Source organism: Aliarcobacter lanthieri (genome assembly GCF_013201625.1).
GTDB lineage: Bacteria > Campylobacterota > Campylobacteria > Campylobacterales > Arcobacteraceae > Aliarcobacter > Aliarcobacter lanthieri.
In genome coordinates, this window is the sequence record NZ_CP053839.1 from 601331 (window position 1) to 622938 (window position 21608).

At 26.3% G+C, this 21608-nt stretch carries 22 protein-coding genes; 15 read left to right on the plus strand and 7 right to left on the minus strand.

Going from position 1 to position 21608, the window contains the following annotated elements:
* The first annotated feature begins 73 nt into the window (after positions 1–73).
* From ALANTH_RS02995 to ALANTH_RS03035, 9 genes are all read left to right on the plus strand, one after another.
* The gene (locus ALANTH_RS02995; protein WP_026807450.1) at positions 74–769 is read left to right on the plus strand and encodes a hypothetical protein; all 696 of its coding nucleotides are present in this window, start codon (positions 74–76) and stop codon (positions 767–769) included.
* A gap of 30 nt (positions 770–799) precedes the next feature.
* Complete coding sequence (locus tag ALANTH_RS03000; protein ID WP_026807451.1) at positions 800–1408, plus strand: hypothetical protein; 609 nt, start codon at positions 800–802, stop codon at positions 1406–1408.
* On the plus strand, positions 1401–2402 hold the full coding sequence (locus tag ALANTH_RS03005) for a tetratricopeptide repeat protein (protein ID WP_051583578.1): 1002 nt from the start codon (positions 1401–1403) through the stop codon (positions 2400–2402). Before ALANTH_RS03000 ends, ALANTH_RS03005 begins: the two co-directional genes overlap by 8 nt.
* Positions 2403–2411: 9 nt before the next feature.
* On the plus strand, positions 2412–3923 hold the full coding sequence (locus ALANTH_RS03010) for a hypothetical protein (protein WP_026807452.1): 1512 nt from the start codon (positions 2412–2414) through the stop codon (positions 3921–3923).
* Positions 3924–3937: 14 nt separating this feature from the next.
* A complete protein-coding gene (locus tag ALANTH_RS03015) occupies positions 3938–4879 on the plus strand; it encodes a DUF2059 domain-containing protein (RefSeq protein ID WP_026807453.1) in 942 nt (313 codons plus the stop codon).
* Between the two features lie 128 nt (positions 4880–5007).
* Positions 5008–5670: a hypothetical protein gene (locus ALANTH_RS03020; RefSeq protein ID WP_026807454.1), complete on the plus strand. Its 663-nt coding sequence runs from the start codon at positions 5008–5010 to the stop codon at positions 5668–5670.
* A gap of 13 nt (positions 5671–5683) precedes the next feature.
* A complete protein-coding gene (locus ALANTH_RS03025) occupies positions 5684–8242 on the plus strand; it encodes a LysM peptidoglycan-binding domain-containing protein (RefSeq protein WP_026807455.1) in 2559 nt (852 codons plus the stop codon).
* A gap of 100 nt (positions 8243–8342) precedes the next feature.
* Positions 8343–8897 (plus strand): hypothetical protein, encoded by a 555-nt coding sequence (locus tag ALANTH_RS03030; protein WP_026807456.1) that lies wholly within the window; start codon positions 8343–8345, stop codon positions 8895–8897.
* 158 nt (positions 8898–9055) lie between these two features.
* On the plus strand, positions 9056–9304 hold the full coding sequence (locus ALANTH_RS03035) for a hypothetical protein (protein ID WP_026803378.1): 249 nt from the start codon (positions 9056–9058) through the stop codon (positions 9302–9304).
* A 37-nt stretch (positions 9305–9341) separates the two neighbouring features.
* Here the strand turns inward: ALANTH_RS03035 and ALANTH_RS03040 are convergent, their stop codons facing one another.
* The gene (locus tag ALANTH_RS03040; protein WP_026803379.1) at positions 9342–10007 is read right to left on the minus strand and encodes a rhodanese-like domain-containing protein; all 666 of its coding nucleotides are present in this window, start codon (positions 10005–10007) and stop codon (positions 9342–9344) included.
* Between the two features lie 129 nt (positions 10008–10136).
* On the opposite strand from ALANTH_RS03040, the gene ALANTH_RS03045 reads away from it, so the two are divergent.
* From ALANTH_RS03045 to ALANTH_RS03055, 3 genes are all read left to right on the plus strand, one after another.
* Complete coding sequence (locus ALANTH_RS03045) at positions 10137–12752, plus strand: valine--tRNA ligase (RefSeq protein ID WP_026807457.1); 2616 nt, start codon at positions 10137–10139, stop codon at positions 12750–12752.
* 32 nt (positions 12753–12784) lie between these two features.
* Positions 12785–13507 (plus strand): tetratricopeptide repeat protein, encoded by a 723-nt coding sequence (locus ALANTH_RS03050; RefSeq protein ID WP_051583580.1) that lies wholly within the window; start codon positions 12785–12787, stop codon positions 13505–13507.
* Between the two features lie 137 nt (positions 13508–13644).
* Positions 13645–13839, plus strand: coding sequence for a YwbE family protein (locus ALANTH_RS03055; RefSeq protein ID WP_026807458.1), 195 nt, complete (start codon positions 13645–13647; stop codon positions 13837–13839).
* A gap of 28 nt (positions 13840–13867) precedes the next feature.
* On the opposite strand, the gene ALANTH_RS03060 is transcribed toward ALANTH_RS03055, so the two are convergent.
* Positions 13868–14713 carry a hypothetical protein gene (locus tag ALANTH_RS03060; protein WP_119171289.1) on the minus strand — a complete coding sequence of 282 codons (846 nt, stop codon included), beginning with the start codon at positions 14711–14713 and terminating at the stop codon, positions 13868–13870.
* 7 nt (positions 14714–14720) lie between these two features.
* Positions 14721–16031, minus strand: coding sequence for an MFS transporter (locus ALANTH_RS03065; RefSeq protein WP_026807460.1), 1311 nt, complete (start codon positions 16029–16031; stop codon positions 14721–14723).
* A gap of 74 nt (positions 16032–16105) precedes the next feature.
* Here ALANTH_RS03065 and ALANTH_RS03070 point away from each other — a divergent pair, with 74 nt between their 5' ends.
* Complete coding sequence (locus ALANTH_RS03070) at positions 16106–16702, plus strand: non-canonical purine NTP pyrophosphatase (protein WP_026803385.1); 597 nt, start codon at positions 16106–16108, stop codon at positions 16700–16702.
* On the opposite strand, the gene ALANTH_RS03075 is transcribed toward ALANTH_RS03070, so the two are convergent.
* From ALANTH_RS03075 to ALANTH_RS03090, 4 genes are read right to left on the minus strand one after another with little or no spacing between them, the layout of a single operon-like run.
* Positions 16692–17021 (minus strand): hypothetical protein, encoded by a 330-nt coding sequence (locus ALANTH_RS03075; RefSeq protein ID WP_026803386.1) that lies wholly within the window; start codon positions 17019–17021, stop codon positions 16692–16694. The genes ALANTH_RS03070 and ALANTH_RS03075 overlap by 11 nt on opposite strands.
* The gene (locus tag ALANTH_RS03080) at positions 17018–17359 is read right to left on the minus strand and encodes a hypothetical protein (protein WP_026807461.1); all 342 of its coding nucleotides are present in this window, start codon (positions 17357–17359) and stop codon (positions 17018–17020) included. The genes ALANTH_RS03075 and ALANTH_RS03080 overlap by 4 nt, the downstream gene beginning before the upstream one ends.
* On the minus strand, positions 17349–17648 hold the full coding sequence (locus ALANTH_RS03085) for a type IV pilus modification PilV family protein (RefSeq protein ID WP_026807462.1): 300 nt from the start codon (positions 17646–17648) through the stop codon (positions 17349–17351). The genes ALANTH_RS03080 and ALANTH_RS03085 overlap by 11 nt, the downstream gene beginning before the upstream one ends.
* Positions 17635–18399 (minus strand): pyrroline-5-carboxylate reductase, encoded by a 765-nt coding sequence (locus ALANTH_RS03090; RefSeq protein WP_026807463.1) that lies wholly within the window; start codon positions 18397–18399, stop codon positions 17635–17637. The genes ALANTH_RS03085 and ALANTH_RS03090 overlap by 14 nt, the downstream gene beginning before the upstream one ends.
* Before the next feature lie 105 nt (positions 18400–18504).
* Between ALANTH_RS03090 and ALANTH_RS03095 the strand changes: the two genes are divergently transcribed.
* Together ALANTH_RS03095 and lon are read left to right on the plus strand one after the other, a co-directional pair.
* Positions 18505–19158 carry an outer membrane protein assembly factor BamD gene (locus ALANTH_RS03095; RefSeq protein ID WP_026807464.1) on the plus strand — a complete coding sequence of 218 codons (654 nt, stop codon included), beginning with the start codon at positions 18505–18507 and terminating at the stop codon, positions 19156–19158.
* A 31-nt stretch (positions 19159–19189) separates the two neighbouring features.
* The gene (lon, locus tag ALANTH_RS03100) at positions 19190–21607 is read left to right on the plus strand and encodes an endopeptidase La (protein WP_026807465.1); all 2418 of its coding nucleotides are present in this window, start codon (positions 19190–19192) and stop codon (positions 21605–21607) included.
* Position 21608 lies beyond the last annotated feature (1 nt).

The window sequence follows — 21608 nt, forward strand, 5'->3', positions numbered from 1 at the left end:
GCAAACTGTGACATACTCTAGATAATATATCATTAACATTTAAAAAATGAAATAGATACTTAAGGAAAATAGAATGAAAAAATTACTACAAGTAGCTTTAGTTACTGTATTTACAGTTTTTGTATTTAGTGGGTGTGCAAGTAAAGTACCACCAAAAAATTTTGCTTTACACAATGATACAGTTCAAGATATAAAACAAAAAGATATAAATGTCGAAGTATCAAATGTAAAATTAACTGGTGATGCTTTAAATAATAAGCATATGCATATTGCTCTTATTGATGAAGAAGAGATAAAAACTCATCTATTAACTAATATAAATAAGTTTTATAACAACAATCCTATAAATTCAAAAATCTACAAAATAGATGTAGATATGAACTTTGATAATAAAAAAGCATGGGGTGATGCAGAAGTAGGTGTAAATGGAATATATAAGATTTATAGAATGAATCAACCTATGGAAACTATAAATATATCTTCTAATTATATAGCAGAGATGGATTTTAGTTTTAAAGATGCTATATTTGTTGCATTATTTGGAGTAGCTGGAATGTCAAGAAATCAAACAAATCAAGATTTTAATTATGATAGTTTAGAAAAAGTAGCTTATGCAGAAGATGATACTGTATCTCTTTCTTCTGTAAATGGTACAACTAGAGTAATATTTGCTTATGCAGGAGCAATAAGACTAAATTTTGCAAAATTTTTACAAAAGTTCAATGAATTAGTAAATAGTGAAAATCAAACACTAGTATTAAATAAATAAAGAAATATGATTTAAGAATTAGGCAAACAGATGAGTTTTCTAAAAAATGAAGCAAAAGAATTATTGCTATTTTTAATATTTTTAGCTTTGTTTCTTCTTTATAAGCATACTCTTGGAAGTTTAATTTGGAGTTCTGAGAATTTATTCTTACAGTGGTTTTATGATATGGATGCCCAAGGTGTTCAAAATATGCTTAATTACGAAGCAAGGAATAGAACAAGACCTACTATGTTTATGACATTAATAATAGATTGGAGTATTCTATTGAGTATGCGTTGGAGTGGAATTCTTTCAGCTTATATTTATTATCGTATATGCACATATTTGTACTGCAAATACCAACAATGGCGTAATAAAAAAGATTCTTCAACTCTTGAAATACAAACTATAAGTAAAAAAGATAGGTTAATATTTGAATTTAAAATAGTAATTGACTTTATACTTTGTTTTATAGTGTTTGATATTTTTTTTGTATTTATTGCAAATTGGATGATAGGATTAATAGAATCATATGGACCATTTGATATTGTAGCTGCTTTAGCTGCTATAGGAACGATACCATTTAATATATATGCTTCATACCGTATCACTAAAATAATTAGAAATAAAACTTGGAGGAGGATTTTAAATCATGGCTGATAAAAATTTTGGATTTCAAGGAAATATACCTCCTAATGTATCTATTGAAGATAATATAAAAAAAGCTTTAGAATATAAAGAGACTCATAGTGCTTTAGAAACATTAAATTGGTTTAGAAAAATGGTTGCACCACAAAGTCAAAATCCCGATGGAACACCAAATTGGGATTTTAAAATGTATAAAAAAATATATATACACTTACTATTTATAGTAATAATTTTTAATGCTTGTGCTACAAATCAAACAGAAAATACAATTTTAAATGAAGATAAAAAAAGACTATCAAGTAAAGATTTAGAACAAGCTCAGATATATAATAAAAATAAAGAGTATAAAAAATTATTAGAATTATATGAAGAGTATGCTATCAAAGAAGATTTTTTTGCTGAATATGGTTTAGGATATATTTATCATTCAGGTAAAGGTGTTGAAAAAGACATAAAGAAAGCTATTGAATGGTACGAAAAATCTGCTAATCAAGGATATGATAGAGCAGAATATGAATTAGGAAATATTTATCATTCAGGTAAAGATATTGAAAAAGATATAAATAAAGCTATTGAATGGTACGAGAAATCAGCCAATCAAGGCTATTCTAAAGCACAATTTAGATTAGGGAGTCTTTATTATTTTGAAAAAGAAATAAAAGACAATGATAAAGCATTTTATTGGTATGAAAAAGCTGCTATTCAAGGACATTCTGATGCACAAGCTAATCTTGGATATATGTATGAAAAAGGATTAGGAGTAGAACAAGATTATAAAAAATTTATTGAATGGTTAGAAAAATCAGCAAATCAAGGAAATCCAAATGCTTATTTTAATCTTGGAATCGCATATTACAATGGAAAAGGTGTCCGTCAAAATCATCAAAAAGGACTTGAAATGTTTAAGAAATCATTAAATCAAAAAGAAAAACTTAAAAAAGTAGATATTGATAGATTATGTAAAGAATTTCCAACTGTTTGTATTGATACAAAATTAAAATTTTAAAGGAATAAAATGTATAAAAAAATATTTATAAACTTACTATTTATAATATTTATTTTTAGTGGATGTTCACAAAAAGTAAATAATACCTCAAAAAATGAAAGCTACAAACTTTTAGATGAAATAGTTATTGTTTCTGAAGAAAAAGATTTAGATATAACAAATGCTCCAAGTAGTGGTATGAATGTAAACTATGTAAATTGGGGAAATGGTATGGGGATGGCACCAGTTTTTACTCCAAATTATTCTTTTGGTTCAGTAAATTGTAAAAATGAAAGTGAGTTTTACTCAAATGAGATTATCAATAATATTTCAAAATTTAAAGATTTATTTAGAATTCAACTTGTAAGAGTAAATAATATATATGAACCTACAAAAAAACTTTTAAAAATAACTCCTGAAAAATATGATTGTACAAATAATTATATCTATGTAAAAGCTACCTTGTATGATGTTGAAAATATCTCAAAAAATTGGAATAAAACAAATGTTAAACAGACAGTAAAACAATTAGAATCGTTAGATAATAAAAATATAATCTATCAAAATACATTTATATTAGATAAAACATACAGTGCTTTTGCTATTGATGATTTTAAAAAAGATAGCTTTTCAAATGTTGAAAAAAAAGCTACAAATATAGAAAAGTTTTATAATGTAGTAATAAAAGACCTTAAAAAATTTATGGATTTCTCAAAACTTAAGAAAAAAATAGAATTTTCTTGTCCTAAAATGAGTGAAGATTTGACGAGTGTTATATATGATGAAGAGTCAAATACTTTATGTATGGCTGGAATAAAATTCTCAAATACAAATATGATAAGTTCATCAAAAAGATTATCAATGTTAAATGCACTTGATTATAAGCAAACTTTTAAATTAAACGATAATATCACTTGCAATAAACTACTATTTAGTTTTGCTGTTGAATCTAAAATAAATGATACAATAGATTTTAAAAGCACTTATAAAGAGCAGTTAATAAAAGAGTTTAATAATAACTGCACAGTAGATAATATAAAAAATACAGATTTTATCAAATGTAAAAAAGACAATAAAGAGTATAACTTCTTAGCACAATCAGATAAATATAAAGAGAGATTATATAAAAGAGTTATGTTACAACTAGATAATAATTGTTTTGAAAATTTCAAAACTATTTATCAAGGAAAAGAAGAAAATATTAATTGGAATAAATTTATTTCAGATGAAGATAGAAACTTCAAAGAAATAGAATTAAATACAGAATCAAAGAATGAAATTTTAAATGGAGATTATTATGATAAGGTATTTTATCTAAATCAAGAAGATGGTTTTTATTTAGTTGGACAAAAAAATATTGAATTAAAAAATAAAGAAAAACAAGAAGTCTTTTATTATTTTAAATCTGTTGATCAAAAAATTTTAGATGTAGATAAACCAAAAGATAATCTTATGAATAAAAGATTGGTTTTAATCAAAAAGATAATAAAAACGTATAAATCAAATGGAAAAGTTGAAGAAAAAGAGATAAAAATAAATTAATAAAAAGGTAAAAAATGTATAGAAAAGTTTTTATAAACCTGTTTATAATAATAGTGTTTTTTAGCGCTTGTGCTTCTACAAATACAAAAATCATAGTAGAAGAACCAAAAAAATCACAAGCAGAGATTTTAATTGATAGTAGTCCCATAAAAGAATATTATGATAACTTAATTCAAAATTTTAAAGCATTGAATACACTTATGAAAGATAAAGAGATGTATGAAATCTTAAATGAATTTACTAATAAATACTTCTCTTATGAAAATATAAAACAAAAGTTAGTAAATATCATATCAAATAATTTTACAGAAGCTGAATTGGTAGAATTAAATGCTTATTACAATACACAAATTGGTAAAAAGTACAGAGAGAAACTTCCTAAAATTATTTCAGATATGCAAGTAAAATCTATGTTTGTTTTTGAAGAAAAGAAAGATATCCTCTCTAAAATGGTGCAACAAAGAGCTACTAAAATTAAAAATAATGAAAAAGAAATGGCAAATATACTAGCAAAAAATATGAATAGAGAGTTTAAAATTGAGCCAACAAAAATAGATATCAAAAAAGAAGTAAATAAAAATAAATCACAAGCAGAAATTCTTCTTGATAAACCAATATATGAAGAAATGTTTTCAAAAGGTATGAAAATAGGTATAGAAGAAAAAATTAAACAATTCCCACAATTATTACTTTTCAAAGATATAATGGAAGAATTTGTATCAAAATATATGAATTATGAAGAATTAAAACCAGTTTTTATAAAAGTTTTCAATGATAATTTTACAGAAGATGAATTATCTGAAATAAATAGATTTGAATCTACTAAGTTTGGAGAAAAATATAACAAGCAATTTCCAAAACTTTATGAAGAAATAAAAGATATATATAAAAATATTTTGATAGAACATAAAGAGGATTTGAAAAAAATAATAGAAGAAGGAATAAATAAAAAATAATAAAATATTTAAGAAAGTAGGATAAAAATAACTAAAAACTGTGACAAGAATGTGACAATTTTTTGTTATAGTTTTATATTAAAGTGATAATTGATTTCAAAGTAAGATTTTATAAAGGATAAGTATAAATGGATGATAAAAACCTAGAACTAATACCAAATAAAGATGGATTTTTATTTGAAATAGAAGATAAAATATATTTAATAACACAATTATTTGGGATACTTGTTTATACTAGTTTTTTATTGATAGTATTAACATTTGCAGATTTTAGTTTAAAGAATTTATTTGAGCATAGTAGATTAGGGAGATTGGTTGTGTTTTTTAGTATACCAGTATATGTTTTTTATATATTGAAAACTCTATATTATGCTTTTTTTCAAAAAAGAAAAACTATAAAATTTTATGAAACTCATATTCTATTGTTAAATTCTAATTTAATACTTTTAGAAAATATTAAAAGAATATGTAAAGTTAAATTAACTTTGCTAAATCAAAAACATGAGGGACAAAGAGATACACTTTCAATAAAAATCCTTTACGTGTTATTTCTACCATATATTATTTTTATATATTTTACAACTTTTATAAGTGTATATATTTTATATCAAAAGAAACTTATTAATAATTTAGTATTTGTAATGAATAGTAAAAATGAAAAGTTTGGTGGAATTGCATATAATGTATTGAATATAGAAGAAAAAAGTAAAGTAGATTTATATTTTAAGAAATATCTAAATACTAATTTAGATGAAGTAGAAACAAGATGGATTTTTATACCAGATAAATAAGAAAGGAACTGTAATGGCAAATGATATAACATATAACTCTAATGAAGAAAAAGATAATACTACAGATATTTTAGAACAATCTGGATCAGAAAGGTATTTTAAATTTTTTATACAAGCTCCTGATGTCGCATTAGAAGGATATTTAACACAGTTAGAAAAAAGCAATATTATTGATGCTAAAGATATACCTGCAATTACAAAAGTTTTTTCACAAATTAAAGCTGGAGCTGTAACTTCCATATTGGAGTGGGACTATGCAAAAAGTACAGATGATAATATAGCTCATATATCAGGGACTATAATTCAAGATTTATTAACAGGACTTGCAGGTACTGGGTTAGCTATAGGGCTTTCAACTACTGTATTAAGTTTTTTACCAGCTTTTGCAATAGTTGGAGTTGGATTTGTTGCAGGTGAAGCAATAGGATATGCATTAGATAAAGCTGGGATAGATTTAGGACAAGTTGCAGAAAAATCATACAATTATGCTCAAGATTTTCAAGCAATAAATACTACACAATTACAAAGATTTGAAGATTTAAAAACAACAAATCTAAGTGCATATAATACTATGGTAGCAAAAGGAATTTTTCCTGCAAATACAATAGAGTGGAATAAATATATAAATGAAATTACAACAGATTTATATAATAGAAAATCAGAAAATTTACAAAATACAATAAACTATGATAAAACTATGACTATAGATGAAAATACTAGTTTATCAGATATAGCAAAAGCAACAGGACTTACAGCAAAAGAGATACTAGCTTATAATAATTTAAAAATAAAAGTTGATGATTATACAAATATGAAAGAGGGTACAGTTTTAGCTATCCCAAATAAACCAGAAATAAATGAAAATATCACTATATATACAGATAATGAAGGTAATCAAAAAGTTATAGTAATAGATACTGCAACTGGAAAAGAGAGAATTTATTATTATAATGCAAAAGATTATTCACTTTTAGAGATAAATGGAAATGTACAAACTCATATAACAGTTGATATATATGGAAATATAAGAACTGAAAAATTAGGTATTGGTGGAGTAGAAGTTTTTGAAAATAATGTCAAAAATGATATTCAAATTAGAGATATATCAAATGAAAATCATATATTAACATATGATAATTCAGGTATTTCAGCTTATACGCAGTTATATCAAAAGCTTGTAACAAATAGTAATAAAAATATTAACTTAGATGAATTAGCTCGTGCAAATGGATATGCTAATGAAAAAGAGTTAGTTGATGGCTTTGCAAAAGGTGATAAGATTATTATACCTACTCAAAGAATTGAATATATTGATGAAAATGGAAATAAAGTATATGAATATACTTTGGGTGATAAAACTACAAAATCTTATCAAGATTCTAATGGTAATTGGGTTAATGAAACAGAAAATCCAACTGAAACAACAATATTAGAAACAATAAATATAGTAGCTTCTAAAACAACTGGTGTTGTATTACTTCAATCAGGACAAACAATCTCACATATAGCAGTAGGAACAAAATATACTACAAAAGAGTTACTACAATACAATGGATTAACAGAAGAACAAGCAAAAAATCTACCAGTTGGGTTTGTAGTAAAAATTCCAAAAGATGTTGATAATGTACAAGGTGGACATGGAAATGTAAAAGTATATGAAGGACATGATGGAAGTTTAACTTATCATATTCCTTCAGATGATAAAGGAAATATAAAAGTAGTAAAAATAAGTAGTAATGGTGAGATTTTACGAAATGATTTTGATATAAGTGATAATACTGTAAAAGAATTTGTAAATAAAGATAAAACATTAGATACGAATGGATTAGAAGAGACATATAAAGATAGTATGTTATATGTTAGTAATCAAGAAAAAAGTAAAACACAAGTATTGCTAGATGCCCAAGCCAGAGAAGTTTTAGAAAAATTTGGTAATAGTCAAGATATAAACCTAGATGAAGTAATTAAGTATGTTCAATATTCTCCTGATACTATGAAGATATTAGGAGAAGTATTGAAAGGTAAAGGTAATAATGATGTTGCAGATTATATAGATAAAAATGGAAATTTTAAAGAATATGTTACTTTTGATATGAGAGAAAGGTTTTTTTTAGAAGCAAAAGAAGGTGATGCTTTATCAACAAAGTTAGGAAGTAGTATAGGTGGAAGTATAGGAAGTATAATCATAGCAAATAATGACTATTCAAATATAGAAAAACTAGCTATTTCAACTTCAACAACAGTTATCGGACAAAATGTAGGTGAATATGTATTTTGGGATAGTAAAAATGGGAATGGTACAGGAGCATTTCAAGATATAGAAGCAGATTTTAAAAATACACTTCAAGGAGCAGTAGTATCTTTTGCAATATCATCTTTTTTTGCAAAAAATGATAATATTGCTGATATTCTAGGAATGGATGGAACATTTGTAGGAGGATTGGTAAATTCTACAGTGAGTTATACACTTGGGTATTATGGTTCACAAGCTATAACTGACCTTTTTTCTTCTGTAAAAGCTGTAAATAATGTAGATTATAAAAATAATAAAATATTTAAGAAAGTAGGATAAAAATAATTAGAAACTGTGACAAGAATGTGACAATTTTTTGGTATACTTTTATATTAAAATGATAATTGGTTTCAAAGTAAGATTTTATAAAGGAGAAAATATGCCATTCATTATTGGAACCCTTGTAGTATTATTAACTATAGGTTGGTATTTAGAAAAGTTTTTAATAAAGAAAAATTGGTCAAATCCATTTTTAAATACATTTTATATTTTTAATATGATTTTTTCTAGTCCTTTTAATGTTATTTTTGGGATTATTATGACATTTTTTATTGGTGCAATATTAGCTCTTTATCAAATTGATATTGGTAATTCAAATAGTGGTAATAAACATCTTGACTTACTAGTAGAAGTAATAATACTTTCAATTACAAGTATAGTATTATTTGTAGTGTTTACAATTTTTAGCGCTTTGGTTAGTTATATTATTTGGATTGATAGAGAAAGATTAAAAATAAATTATCAAAGTTTAATTAAATTTAGTAAAGTATTTGCTTTTAGAATACCACTTTTAATAGTTACACTTGGACTCTTTTTACCAAATTTAATGATGGGAAGAATAACATCTTTATGCTATGAAATTATGATACATGGATTATATGTAATTCCTATATTTATGTTAATAACAAAAAAAATCAATTTTAGGAGAGGATAATGTCTGACCAAAAAATAAATGGGCAATATCTTGAAAAAAGGATAATAAAATATTTATAAAATAGAAATCTAAAAAAAGTTTCTTAGAAGTTGAGAATCTTTTTTAGTTTAAACATTTTTTGCTAATATGTGGTATTACATAATTAAAAGGATTAAAATATGAAAAAAATAGCTATATTTTTTATTGTGAGTTCTATATTTTTATTTGCAGCAGAGCCAAAAATTGATATAAAAGTAGGTTGTGTAGAAACAAAATTAAATGAAACAACAAGTATTATTAGTTGTCCAAGTGCTGAGTATAAGGTTGTTTTTGAGTTAAGTGGTTCAAAACGAGCAATTGACGAACCAGTTAGTATAGAAAAAATTGGTGAAGTAAAACCAGTAATTATAAATTATGGAAATAGATAGAATTTAGTTTTTAAAAGCTTGGAAATTCCAAGCTTTTTTATGGTTTAATAGTTGTAAGTCCTAAACTCAACCAAGATTGTAGTCCACCTCTATACCATTTCATTTTTTCTTGAGGATATCCAATTGCTATTAACTCTTTCATAGCCTCTGGAGATTGTCCACACCAAGCACCATTACAAAACATTAATAATGTTTTTGCATTTGTAAAGTCATATTTCCCATCTTTTATTTCAACTCCAAAAATTTCAAGAGCTTCTTCAAATTCATCAGGATATTGAGATTTTTTAGTATACAAATATGGAACATTTACTGCACTAGGGATTGTTTGATGGTTATACCAGTTTTCTGTTCTACTATCAATAAAAAGTAAATTTTTATCTTTTTTTGCTTTTTCAATAAACTCTAAAACTTCTAGTTCTCCATAAGTGTCAATGTTTTCTGCTGCTTTCATTGGTGCAATTTTTCCAAAATATGTAACAAAACTTCTTTTGCAGTTTTCATTTATATTTTTTGATGCTTGATTAACTTCTCCAAAAACATCTTTTGGATCAAAAGCTATATTTTCACACTCTTTTGGTTTAGCTTCTCTTTTTATAGTTATTTTTTTACCATTTTCTAAAGTTACTTCAACTCCTGTTGCTTGTAAATCAGCACTAAATAAAGTAGTTGCTACAACTATACTTCCTAAAAATATTTTAAACATAATCTCTCCTTATTTTAAAATTAGATAGGAGTTGATTTTATCAAAAAGCTTTAAAAAGAGCAAGTTATTGGCTACTAAGTGAATTTTAGATAAAATCTAAGCTATTTTAGTAACATATTAGGAATTTTTATGAGTGAAAAGTACGAACCAGCAAAAATAGAAGATAGTTTTTATAAGCTTTGGGAAGAAAGAGGTTATTTTGAAATAGATGGTAATAAAGCTATTCAAGAACCAAATAAAAACTTTGCAATTATGATGCCACCACCAAATGTAACAGGAAGTTTACATATAGGGCATGCTTTAACATTTACTTTACAAGATATTATCACACGATATAAAAGAATGGATGGTTTTAAAACTCTTTGGCAACCAGGAACAGATCATGCAGGGATTGCAACTCAAAATATTGTTGAAAAACAACTTTTTGCAGAAGGTACTACAAAAGAGCAAATAGGAAGAGAAGAATTTCTTGAAAGAGCTTGGCTTCAAAAAAAGAAGTCTAGTGGAAATATTGTTTATCAAATGAGAAAATTGGGTATCAGTCCAGCTTGGAGTAGAGAAAGATTTACTATGGATGAAGGTCTTAAAGAAGCTGTTAAAGAGGCTTTTGTAAAGCTTTATAATGAAGGAATGATAACTCAAAATAACTATATGGTAAATTGGTGTACTCATGATGGAGCTTTAAGTGATATAGAAGTTGAACATGAAGAAATAAATGGTAAATTCTATCATATGAATTACCATTTTGCAGATGGAAGTGGTTTTCTGACTGTTGCTACAACAAGACCTGAAACATATTTCGGTGATACAGCTATTATGGTTCATCCTGACGATGAAAGATATAAAAATATTGTTGGAAAAGAAGTGGTTTTACCACTTACAAATAGAAAAATAAAAGTTATTTCTGATTCTCATGTTGATATGGAATTTGGAACAGGTGTTGTAAAAGTAACTCCAGCACATGATACAAATGACTACGAAGTTGGAAAAAGACATAATTTAGAGTTTATAAAATGCTTTGATGAAAAAGGTATTTTAAATGATTATTGTGGAGAATTTACAGGATTAGAGCGATTAGCAGCAAGACCTTTAATAGTTAAAAAACTTCAAGATGATGGATTTATAGTAAAAATAGAAGAACACAATCACCAAGTAGGGCATTGTTATAGATGTAAAAATATAGTTGAACCATATATTTCTAAACAATGGTTTGTAAGTAAAGAAGTAGCGCGTAAGTCAATAGAGAAAACTTATGCTGGTGAAGCAAAATTCCACCCAAGTCATTGGTTAAACTCTTATAGAGCTTGGATGGATGAGTTAAGAGATTGGTGTATTTCAAGACAACTTTGGTGGGGGCATAGAATACCAGTTTTTTATTGTGATAGTTGTAATCATCAATGGGCTACAAAAGAAGATGCTCCAAATGGGTGTCCAAAATGTACTTCAAAAAATATTTATCAAGACCCTGATGTTTTAGATACTTGGTTTAGCTCTGCTTTATGGGCATTTTCACCACTAGGTTGGGGAAATGATGGAAATATGACAAATACTTTTAATGAAAGTGACTTAAAAGATTTCTATCCAAATTCTTTACTTATTACTGGATTTGATATTATGTTTTTCTGGGTTGCTAGAATGATGATGATGGGTGAACATTTTATGGGACAATTACCATTTAAAGATATATATATGCATGCTCTTGTTCGTGATGAACAAGGTGCTAAAATGTCAAAATCAAAAGGAAATGTAATAGATCCACTTGATATGGTAAATGAACATAGTGCTGATATTATCAGATTTACTTTAGCATATTTGGCAGTTCAAGGAAGAGATATAAAACTTGGGGCTAAAAATTTAGAACAATTTAGGAATTTTACAAATAAGCTTTACAATGCTAGTAATTTTTTAAGTCTAAACGTAGAAACTTTCCCTGATTTAAAAGATATTACTATAAAAACTCCACTTGGATTATATATGCAAAGTAGACTAAGTCATGCTGTTGATGAAGTGAGAAATAGCTTAGAAAGTTATAAATTCAATGAAGCAGCAAGTACTCTTTATAGATTTGTTTGGACTGAGTTTTGTGATTGGGGAATTGAGTACTCAAAAGCTAGTAAAGATAGTATTGTAGAACTTGGAGCCATTTTTAAAGAAACTTTAAAAATGGTAAGTCCATTTATGCCATTTATTTCAGACTATTTATATCATAAATTAAGTGGTACAACACTTGAAAATGGAAGTTCGTTGATGATTATGAATTTCCCAAAAGATATTAAAAAAGATGAAAATATAGAAAATATGTTTGCTATTATTGAAGAAGCAATTATTGCTATAAGAAGAGCAAAAGTTATCATAGATATGGGGAACTCAAAAATAGCAAAAGCATATATCAAACTTGATAAAAATATAGATACAGTTGTAGCAAAACCATTTATAGAAAAACTTGCAAAAGTTGATAGTGTTGAGTTTGTAAGTGCGAAAGTAGAAAATAGTATAACTGATGTATCAAATAATCTTGAAGTTTATCTTCCAACAAGTGAAATTGATATGAAACCAATCATTGATAAATTGACTAAACAACAAGAAAAATCACAAAAAGAGTTTGATAAACTAAATGGTATGTTATCAAATGAAAGATTTGTAGCAAATGCTCCTGCAAATGTAATAGAAGAGAATAAAAAAGCACTTGAAGAAGTAAAAACAAGGTTAGAAAAAATAGAAGCTGAACTTAAAAGTTTGAGTTAATAAAAATTAAATTTATAAAAAGGAAATATAAAATGTTTAAGAAACTAATATTTGGTTTGAGTTTATTTGCAACTTTGCTTTTTGGAGCAAGTTTTGATGATGGACTAAATGCATTAAATAAAAGCGATTTTCAAACTGCATTTACAATATTTGAAGATTTAGCTTTAAAAGGAGATGCCAAAGCTCAATATTATCTTGGAGCTATGTATATGCAAAGACTAGGCGTAAAATGGAATCCTAAAAAAGCTGTTGAATGGTGGGAAAAATCAGCAAATCAAGGGTTTGCAGTCGCTCAAAATAGTCTTGGATATATGTATGAAAAAGGCTCAGGAGGTTTAAAACAAGACTCTAAAAAAGCTTTTGAATGGTATGAAAAATCAGCACTTCAAGGAGATGTAGAAGCTCAATATAATTTTGGAGTTTCGTATGAAAAAGGTATAGGAGCAACTCAAGATTATGCAAAAGCTGTTGAGTGGTATGAAAAATCAGCAAATCAAGGATATGCAAATGCTCAATTTAATCTTGGAAATATGTATGGAAAAGGTCAAGGTGTAAAACAAGATTATGCAAAAGCTTTTGAGTTGTATAAAAAAGCAGCAGCTCAAGGAGATACAAGGGCTCAAGTTAATCTTGGGGCTATGTATTTCTATGGGGAAGGTGTAGAAAAAGATAAAAATATAGCAAAAGAGTGGTTTAAAAAAGCTTGTGATGGTGGAAATCAAGTTGGTTGTGATAATTATAAAAAGTTAAATTAACAAGGGTTTTAAAATTTTTCTTTCTTTCGTTCCCAATGTCCACATTTGGAACTTAGATGAGAGTACATTACTAAGTTTAAGTATGCATTCCAAGTTAGAGCTTGGGAATGAAATTAAAAAGATTAAAAAGGGGAAATATGCTTGATGCTAAAAAAAGAATAAATATAAAAGCTGGTTTAAAAGTAAATATTGTGCTAAAACAAGACCAAAGAACTGGAAAATTAACTTGTGGGATAGTAAAAAATATACTTACAAATTCACCTATTCATCCACATGGAATAAAAGTACGTCTTCAAGATGGACAAGTTGGAAGAGTTCAGGAAATATTATAGTCAATTGTTACTATAAATAAAACCAAATCTATTTCACTAGAAGTCTATATAAAAACCATAAACCAATTAACCCTAAAAACGCTACACAAAACCATAATAAATTTGAGAAAAACTCTTTTTTTGTTTTTTCATAAAGTTCAATATATACTTTTTCTACATTTGTATTTAAGTAGATTGTAGCATTTGATGTAAAACCATTACTTACATTATTTGATTGTTCTTCAATATAAATAGGGATTAAATCCTTAAACCATTTTGGTACTATTGTATTATTTTGATTTATAAAATTACTAATATTTTTATCAAAAGTTATAGTTGCATTTGAATTGATAGTTTCATCAAGTTGATTTGTAGCATCAAATTTGATAGTTAAAGATGAGATGTTTCTAAAATTTTTATTAGGAATAAAAGTGTATATATCGCTACTTGGAACTAAATTTTTATTTAACTCATTTGGAATAGAACCTTCAATAGTTAAAAGTTCTTTTTGTAAATCATCACTTTGTGTAGTTTGTAGTATTTGCCCTAAATTTTCATCAATTTGTAGATTTGTAAGTTCCCAAGCAAGATTTTTATCTAAGTTATTTGTTAAGTCAATTAGCTCTTTTTCTGTTATAGTAAAGTTACCTTTTTCTATTTGTATTGATGAAAAATTGTCATTAAAAATACTATTAATCTTATTTAAAATTTGTGTATCTTTATCTTCAAGATATTTTTTTATATTTTCTTGAAGGTATAAAGATGTAGTTTTTGTTTCTAGTTCATATTTTGTAAGAAGTTCATCTTTAAAAATATCAAATTCATTGATAAATTTAATTGAAAATCCAGTTAGTAGAAGAATAAAACTTAAAGTAAAAAATATAAACTTTTTCAAAATTTTATCACTTTAAAATATTTTTTATCTCTTCAGGAGTGATATTTTCATTGTATTTTATAGCAACAATATTTTCTGTGTTGTTTATATACCACTCTTCTATATTTTTATTTTCATTTAGTTTTCCACTATTTTCTAGTTTATATTCATCTAAACTTAAATATAAAGATTTTGTTTTTGATGGATTTGGCATAGTTAAAATTAAAATTGCCCATAATATACAGATTACAGCAATAACAATAGAAAATGTTGATAAATCAATATTATCAAGCATAATTCCACCTAAAAGCCCACCAACAAATGTTCCTAAATATCCAAATGAGTTAAATACCCCTAAAACACTTCCTCTTTGATGAACTTTTGCAAATCTTGAAGTAAGAGATTGCATAATTGGTTCGTGCATATTAAACCCAATAAAGAAAATCACAACTCCAATAGCAAAAACAAAAGCACTAGAACTAAATCCAATTACTAAATATGAAATAATAAAAAGTAAAATTCCTATAGCTAAGATTTCTCTAAATTTTCCTTTTCTTTCAGCAATAATAGCAGCAGGTGCCATAGATAAAAGTCCAAAAATCATTGCTGGAACATAGACATACCAAAGTTCGCTTTTTTGCCAACCATAAGTTTTTGTCAAAATTATAGGAATTACTAAAAATGCAAATGTCATCAAAGCTTTTTGTAAAAAGTTTGTGATATTCATTCGATTGATATTTGTATTTCCTAAAATATCTACTAATTTTAGTTTATCATTGTAAGTGTGAGTTATAATTGGTGGATTTGGAACTTTTTTAACTAAAATATAAATAGAAATAAGTGCTAAAAACATAGTAATATAAAATAGAACTTCAATTCCTATAAAACCACCAATAAGTGGTCCAGCTAACATAGCAAGAGCGAATGAAAGACCTATGAACATTCCCATCATTGCCATAGCTTTTGAACGTTGTTCTTCTTTTACTAAATCACTTATCATTGCAGTTACTACTGCACCAATAGCACCAGAACCTTGTAAAAGTCTTCCTAGCATTAAAGTGAAAATATCAGTTGCTATTGCACAGATTAATGAACCAATAGCAAAAAGTAAAAGTCCAGTTATAATAGTACCTTTTCTTCCTAATTTATCACTCATAATTCCAAATGGAACTTGAAAAATAACTTGAGTTAAAGCATATCCTCCAACAACAATTCCTACTAAAGTAGCATTAGCACCTTCCAAAGACAGAGCATATACAGAAATAACAGGTAAAACAATAAAAAGCCCAAAAAATCTAAGAGCGATAATAAAACTCAAAGGCATTACAGATTTAATCATTAATAATCCTAAATATATTATAATTTGAGTTTATTATATAAAAAATTCGATAATAAGTAGTATAAGGACAAAATTTGAAAATAGTTTTAGCATCAGCAAACAAAGGAAAAATAGAAGAGTTTAAGAAACTTCTTCCAAATGATGAAGTTGTAGCATTTAGTGATATTTTAGGCAAAATGGAGATAGATGAAGATAAAGATACATTCAAAGGGAACGCTATAAAAAAGGCTCAAACAATATATGATGAATTGATAAAAAAAGGTTTGGATGTAGTTGTTATTTCTGATGATAGTGGAATTAGTGTACCAGTTTTAGGAAATTCACCTGGGGTTTATAGTGCTAGATATGCGGGTTTTAATGCAAGTGATAAAGAAAATAATGAAAAATTAAAATATGAATTAAATAATTTAAGATTAGAAAAAACTCCAGCATTTTATACTGCTTGTATAGCAATAGTGTATAAACAAGAAGTTTATACAGTTCATGGTTGGATGTATGGTGAAGTTTTAAATATAGAAAAAGGAACAAATGGTTTTGGTTACGATCCTATGTTTATTCCAAGTGGATTTGATAAAACTTTAGGTGAGTTAAGTGATGAAGTAAAAAAAGAGTTTTCACATAGAAGTAGGGCTTTAAAATTAGCTAAAAAAGTTTTAGATGTTATTTTATAATTAATTTTTTAGTAACTCTAATATCAAAATCAAAAGATTTAACATCCAATAAAAGTCCTTCAAACTCTTTTGATTTTTGTGCTTTTATCTCAAAAGAATCATCATCTATTTTTAGATTATTTATAGACTCAATATCTTCTAAATTTAAACTCAAAATATACTCTTCTAAAAATTTAAGATGGTTTTTTGCTTGAATGTATAAAACTTTTTGTTTTAAACTCTCATTTCCCAAAGAACTATTTTCTAAAATTTGATTTGCAACTAGACTAAAAACTACAAGTAAAATTAAAGTTATGATAAGAGTATATGCTTTTTTCATAATTTTATTTTCCATTCTTGAGATAAGTTATTTGAGAGTTTTATATAAATTGTTACAATATCTCCATTATTATTCATATTAAAATCTATAACATTTTTAAGTAAAATGGAATTTTTGAAATATAAACTACTTGCATTAAAAGAGATTTGAGATAAATTATCTTTGTTTTTTTCTAAAAAAGCCTTTGTTGAAAAAAGTTCTATTTTTAAAAGTTCTAAATTTAAAGTTTCTCTATTTTTTAAAGATAATTCTTTTAAAAATATTGTTGAATAAATAACTATTGAAGTTGATATAATCAAAGTTAATAAAAGTTCAAGTAGAGAAAAACTATTTTTCATATTTAAAAACTCTTATATTATTATCTAAATATTCATATTTTTTTACATTTAAATTTTCAACTTCATTTTCGTTTCCAATTTTATTTTTTGTGATTTGTAAATTTGTACTATATTGAATAAAATTTGAGTAGTTTTTTGTAGTAAAATCATTTTCTATATGATTGAGGATATTAAAAAGATTGTTATTGTTTTCACTATTGTAAGAGATTTTTAAAAAACCTATTACAACAGTTGATAAAATCAATAAACTTATTAAAGTTTCAATTAAAGTTATACTATTTTTCAGCAATTTTTTGTGATTTTGTAAATGAGCCTTCAATAGCTTTTATAAAGGCATTTCTTACATTTCCTTCTTCAAGTTTTGAATATCCTGCAGCAGTTGTTCCCCCTGGACTCATAACTGAATCTTTTATAACAGCTGGATGAGTGTGTTTTAAAATAGAAGCTGTCCCACTAAATAATCCTTGAACTAAATGTTGTGCTAGATGTCTTTCTAATCCAACTTTTACAGCACCATCAGCAATTGCTTCAGCAACTAAAGATAAGAATGCAGGACCAGAGCCAGTGATAGCACTTGCAATATCTAATTGGTTTTCATTGTTTACCCAAATAGCTTCACCAATAGATGAAAATACTTCTAATGCTATAGCTTTTGATTCTATATCACCAGTTACGGTTGTCATAGAATTTTGAACACTTGCGGCAACATTTGGCATTGTTCTAATATAACTTTTTGCTTTTATCTGTTTTCTTAAATAATCAAGTTTTGTTCCAGCTAAAATAGATATTAAAACATTTGCTTCTCCAGTAAGTCTTACAGAAACACTCTCTAAAGCATAAGGTTTTACACAAAAAATAACATTTTTACCACTTATATCTTCTTTATCACTTAGCTCTTTTATAATTAATTGAGGAATTTTTTCATGAATTAATTTTAATTTTCCAAAATCTCTTCCTATCATTTCAACTTCATGATTTTTTACTAATCCAATAGCAAGAGATTGAGCCATAATACCATTTCCAATAAGAGTTAATTTCATTTTATTACCTTAAGTTAGTTTTTTTGATTATAGCATATTAACATTTATAAATATAAAGCTTTTTTTCGATAATATATTGCTTTTATGACAAATAAGGATGAAGAAATGGTAAAAAACCTGAAAATAAAAAATATTTTGTTATTACTAAGTGCTACACTTGTTTTTAATGCTTGTTCATCAAAGAGTGAACAAGAATATAATAAACCAGCTCTTTATTGGTACAATAAAATGATGATGCAAATTGGAATGGGCGATTTAGACGAAGCAGATGATACTTATACATCTTTAGAAAGTGAACATAGAAATTCACCATATATACCAACAGCTATGCTTATTTTGGTAAATGCTCATATGCAAGACGAAGAATATGCTTTAGCAAACTTCTATTTAGATGAGTATATAAAAAGATTTAGTATGAGTAAAGATATTGATTATGCAAGATATCTAAAAATAAAAGCCAATTTTATGGGATTTAAACAACAATTTAGAGATCAACAACTTATAGAAGATACTTTAGTACAAATTGAAGAGTTTAAAAATAAGTATAAAAACTCTCCATATATGCCACTTATTGATACTATGAATGTTAGGCTTATGATGGCAAAAGCTTCTATGGATAAAGAAATAGCAGAACTTTATCAAAGAAGAGATAAGCCTATGGCATCGGAATATTATATGAATAAATCTCAAAATTCTTGGGAAAATCCAGAAGAGATAAACAAAGTTAAAGTACCTTTTTATAGGTCAATATTTGAATAAGTAAAAATATTTTAAGGAGAACAGTTAAAATATGGAATTAGCAAATTATGGTAATTTTCCACAAACTATACCATTGATTATCGAAGATGAGGTATTTTTATACCCATTTATGATTACACCACTTTTTTTAAATAAAGAGGAAAATATAAAAGCGGTTGAAAATGCGATAGAGTTTAATCGGCTTGTGATGGTTACTGTTTCAAAATCATTAAAAGAGGGGAAAAGAGAGAAAGACTCTTTTTATGATGTTGGAGTTGTAGGAAATGTTATGAGAAAGATATCTTTACCTGATGGTAAAGTAAAAGTATTATTTCAAGGAGTTGCTAAAGCTAAAATTATAGATTTTGTGCCAACACAAAATATTTTTGCAACTGTTGATATTCTTGCAGATGAAATATCAAATGAAGAGAGTATCAAATCTTTAATTGCAATTTTACTAGATAATATTAAAAAACTTTCAAAACTAAATAATAAGTTTCCAGTTGATTTAATAAAAGCAATAGAAGAAAATGATGATGCAGCAAGAGTTGCAGATTTAATTTCATCTGTTTTAAAACTAAAAAAAGATGAAGCTTATAAGATTTTTTCAAATACTAATTTAGAACAAAGAATTTTAGATATTATAGAAGTTGTAAAAAAAGAGATTGAATCATATAAAATCCAAAAAGAGATAACACAAAAAGTAAATTCTAAAATTGAAAAAACTCATAAAGATTATTTTTTAAAAGAACAAATAAAAGCTATACAAAAAGAGCTTGGTGCTGATAATCAAAAAGAAGAAGAGATAAAATCTTATAAAAAAAGATTAAAAGATAAAAAATGTTTTATGGGTAAAGAAGCTTATAAAGAAACAAAAAAACAAATAGAAAAATTAAGTAGAATGAACCCTGATTCTCCTGATGCTTCTCTTCTTCAAACATATGTTGAACAAGTTTTAGATATACCTTTTGGAGAATATGCAAATGAAAAAATATCAGTTGCAAGTGTTGAAAAACAGTTAAATAAGGATCACTACTCACTAGAAAAAGCAAAAGAGCGAATTGCTGAATATTTTGCAGTAAAACAACTTTTAGAACAAAGAAAAATAGAAGATTTAAAATCAAAAGGTACAGTTTTATGTTTTGTAGGACCTCCTGGTGTTGGTAAAACTTCTTTAGCAAACTCTATTTCACAAGCTCTTCAAAGACCACTTGTAAGAGTTGCTCTTGGTGGAATGGAAGATGTAAATGAACTTAGAGGACATAGAAGAACTTATGTTGGAGCAATGCCTGGAAGATTAATCAAAGGATTAATTGATGCTAAAAAGATGAATCCAGTTATTGTTTTAGATGAGATTGATAAATTAGGAGCAAATCATAGAGGAGATCCAGCAGCCGTTATGCTTGAGATTCTTGATCCAGAACAAAATCATGAATTTAGAGATTTATATTTAAACTTTCCTATTGATTTATCACAAGTTATTTTTGTATCAACTGCAAATGATATACGAAGAATTCCAGCACCATTAAGAGATAGAATGGAGTTTATAGAACTAAACTCTTATACTCCAAATGAAAAATATCATATTGCAAAAGATTATTTAATTCCACAAGAGCTTGAAAAACATGGGCTTCAAAAAAGTGAAGTTAGTTTAAGCAAAGCAACTATTGAATTAATTATTTCAAAATATACAAGAGAAGCTGGAGTTAGAAATTTAAGAAGAGTTTTCTCTAAAATATTTAGAAAAGTTGTAAAACTTATTTTACAAAATCCAGAGATTACAAAAGTTACAATAGGAACAAAAGATTTAAAAGAATATTTGGATAATCCTATTTTTGAGATAGAACCAGCAGATAAAATAGATGTTGTTGGAGTTTCAAATGGTTTGGCTTGGACTAGTGTAGGTGGAGATATTTTAAAAATAGAAGCAATCAAATTAAAAGGAAAAGGTTCTTTAAATGTAACTGGAAATTTAGGTGATGTTATGAAAGAGTCATCAAGAATTTCATATTCTGTAGTAAAACATTTAATTGATAAAAATATTCTAAAAATTGATGAAAAAATTATTCCAAAATTTGTAAAAGAAGAAGAGGAAAATTCTAAAATTGATAGTAGTGAAGTATATAAAAGATACGATATTCACTTACATATTCCAGAAGGTGCAACACCAAAAGATGGACCAAGTGCAGGTATAACTATGGCTTTAACTTTAGCATCAGTTTTAAGTGAAAGAAAAATAAAATCTGATGTTGCAATGACTGGAGAACTAACTTTAAGTGGAAAAGTTTTACCTATTGGTGGCTTAAAAGAGAAATTAATTGCTGCATATAAAGCAAAAATTAAAAAAGTTTTAATTCCACGTAAAAATTTTGATAGAGATTTAGATGATATTCCAACAGAAGTAAAAGACTCTTTAGAAATAAAAGTAGTTGATACAATAGAAGATGTCTTAAAAGAGGCACTTATATAGT

What these genes read in the sequence shown, in the direction of transcription:
- ALANTH_RS03045 (WP_026807457.1), top strand. Translation starts at nt 10,137, where the DNA reads ATGAGTGAAAAGTACGAACCAGCAAAAATAGAAGATAGTTTTTATAAG.
- ALANTH_RS03040 (WP_026803379.1), bottom strand. Translation starts at nt 10,007, where the DNA reads ATGTTTAAAATATTTTTAGGAAGTATAGTTGTAGCAACTACTTTATTT.
- ALANTH_RS03020 (WP_026807454.1), top strand. Translation starts at nt 5,008, where the DNA reads ATGGATGATAAAAACCTAGAACTAATACCAAATAAAGATGGATTTTTA.
- ALANTH_RS03030 (WP_026807456.1), top strand. Translation starts at nt 8,343, where the DNA reads ATGCCATTCATTATTGGAACCCTTGTAGTATTATTAACTATAGGTTGG.
- ALANTH_RS03080 (WP_026807461.1), bottom strand. Translation starts at nt 17,359, where the DNA reads ATGAAAAATAGTTTTTCTCTACTTGAACTTTTATTAACTTTGATTATA.
- ALANTH_RS03095 (WP_026807464.1), top strand. Translation starts at nt 18,505, where the DNA reads ATGGTAAAAAACCTGAAAATAAAAAATATTTTGTTATTACTAAGTGCT.
- ALANTH_RS03065 (WP_026807460.1), bottom strand. Translation starts at nt 16,031, where the DNA reads ATGATTAAATCTGTAATGCCTTTGAGTTTTATTATCGCTCTTAGATTT.
- lon (WP_026807465.1), top strand. Translation starts at nt 19,190, where the DNA reads ATGGAATTAGCAAATTATGGTAATTTTCCACAAACTATACCATTGATT.
- ALANTH_RS03035 (WP_026803378.1), top strand. Translation starts at nt 9,056, where the DNA reads ATGAAAAAAATAGCTATATTTTTTATTGTGAGTTCTATATTTTTATTT.
- ALANTH_RS03005 (WP_051583578.1), top strand. Translation starts at nt 1,401, where the DNA reads ATGGCTGATAAAAATTTTGGATTTCAAGGAAATATACCTCCTAATGTA.
- ALANTH_RS03055 (WP_026807458.1), top strand. Translation starts at nt 13,645, where the DNA reads ATGCTTGATGCTAAAAAAAGAATAAATATAAAAGCTGGTTTAAAAGTA.
- ALANTH_RS03000 (WP_026807451.1), top strand. Translation starts at nt 800, where the DNA reads ATGAGTTTTCTAAAAAATGAAGCAAAAGAATTATTGCTATTTTTAATA.
- ALANTH_RS03015 (WP_026807453.1), top strand. Translation starts at nt 3,938, where the DNA reads ATGTATAGAAAAGTTTTTATAAACCTGTTTATAATAATAGTGTTTTTT.
- ALANTH_RS02995 (WP_026807450.1), top strand. Translation starts at nt 74, where the DNA reads ATGAAAAAATTACTACAAGTAGCTTTAGTTACTGTATTTACAGTTTTT.
- ALANTH_RS03010 (WP_026807452.1), top strand. Translation starts at nt 2,412, where the DNA reads ATGTATAAAAAAATATTTATAAACTTACTATTTATAATATTTATTTTT.
- ALANTH_RS03025 (WP_026807455.1), top strand. Translation starts at nt 5,684, where the DNA reads ATGGCAAATGATATAACATATAACTCTAATGAAGAAAAAGATAATACT.
- ALANTH_RS03075 (WP_026803386.1), bottom strand. Translation starts at nt 17,021, where the DNA reads ATGAAAAAAGCATATACTCTTATCATAACTTTAATTTTACTTGTAGTT.
- ALANTH_RS03090 (WP_026807463.1), bottom strand. Translation starts at nt 18,399, where the DNA reads ATGAAATTAACTCTTATTGGAAATGGTATTATGGCTCAATCTCTTGCT.
- ALANTH_RS03050 (WP_051583580.1), top strand. Translation starts at nt 12,785, where the DNA reads ATGTTTAAGAAACTAATATTTGGTTTGAGTTTATTTGCAACTTTGCTT.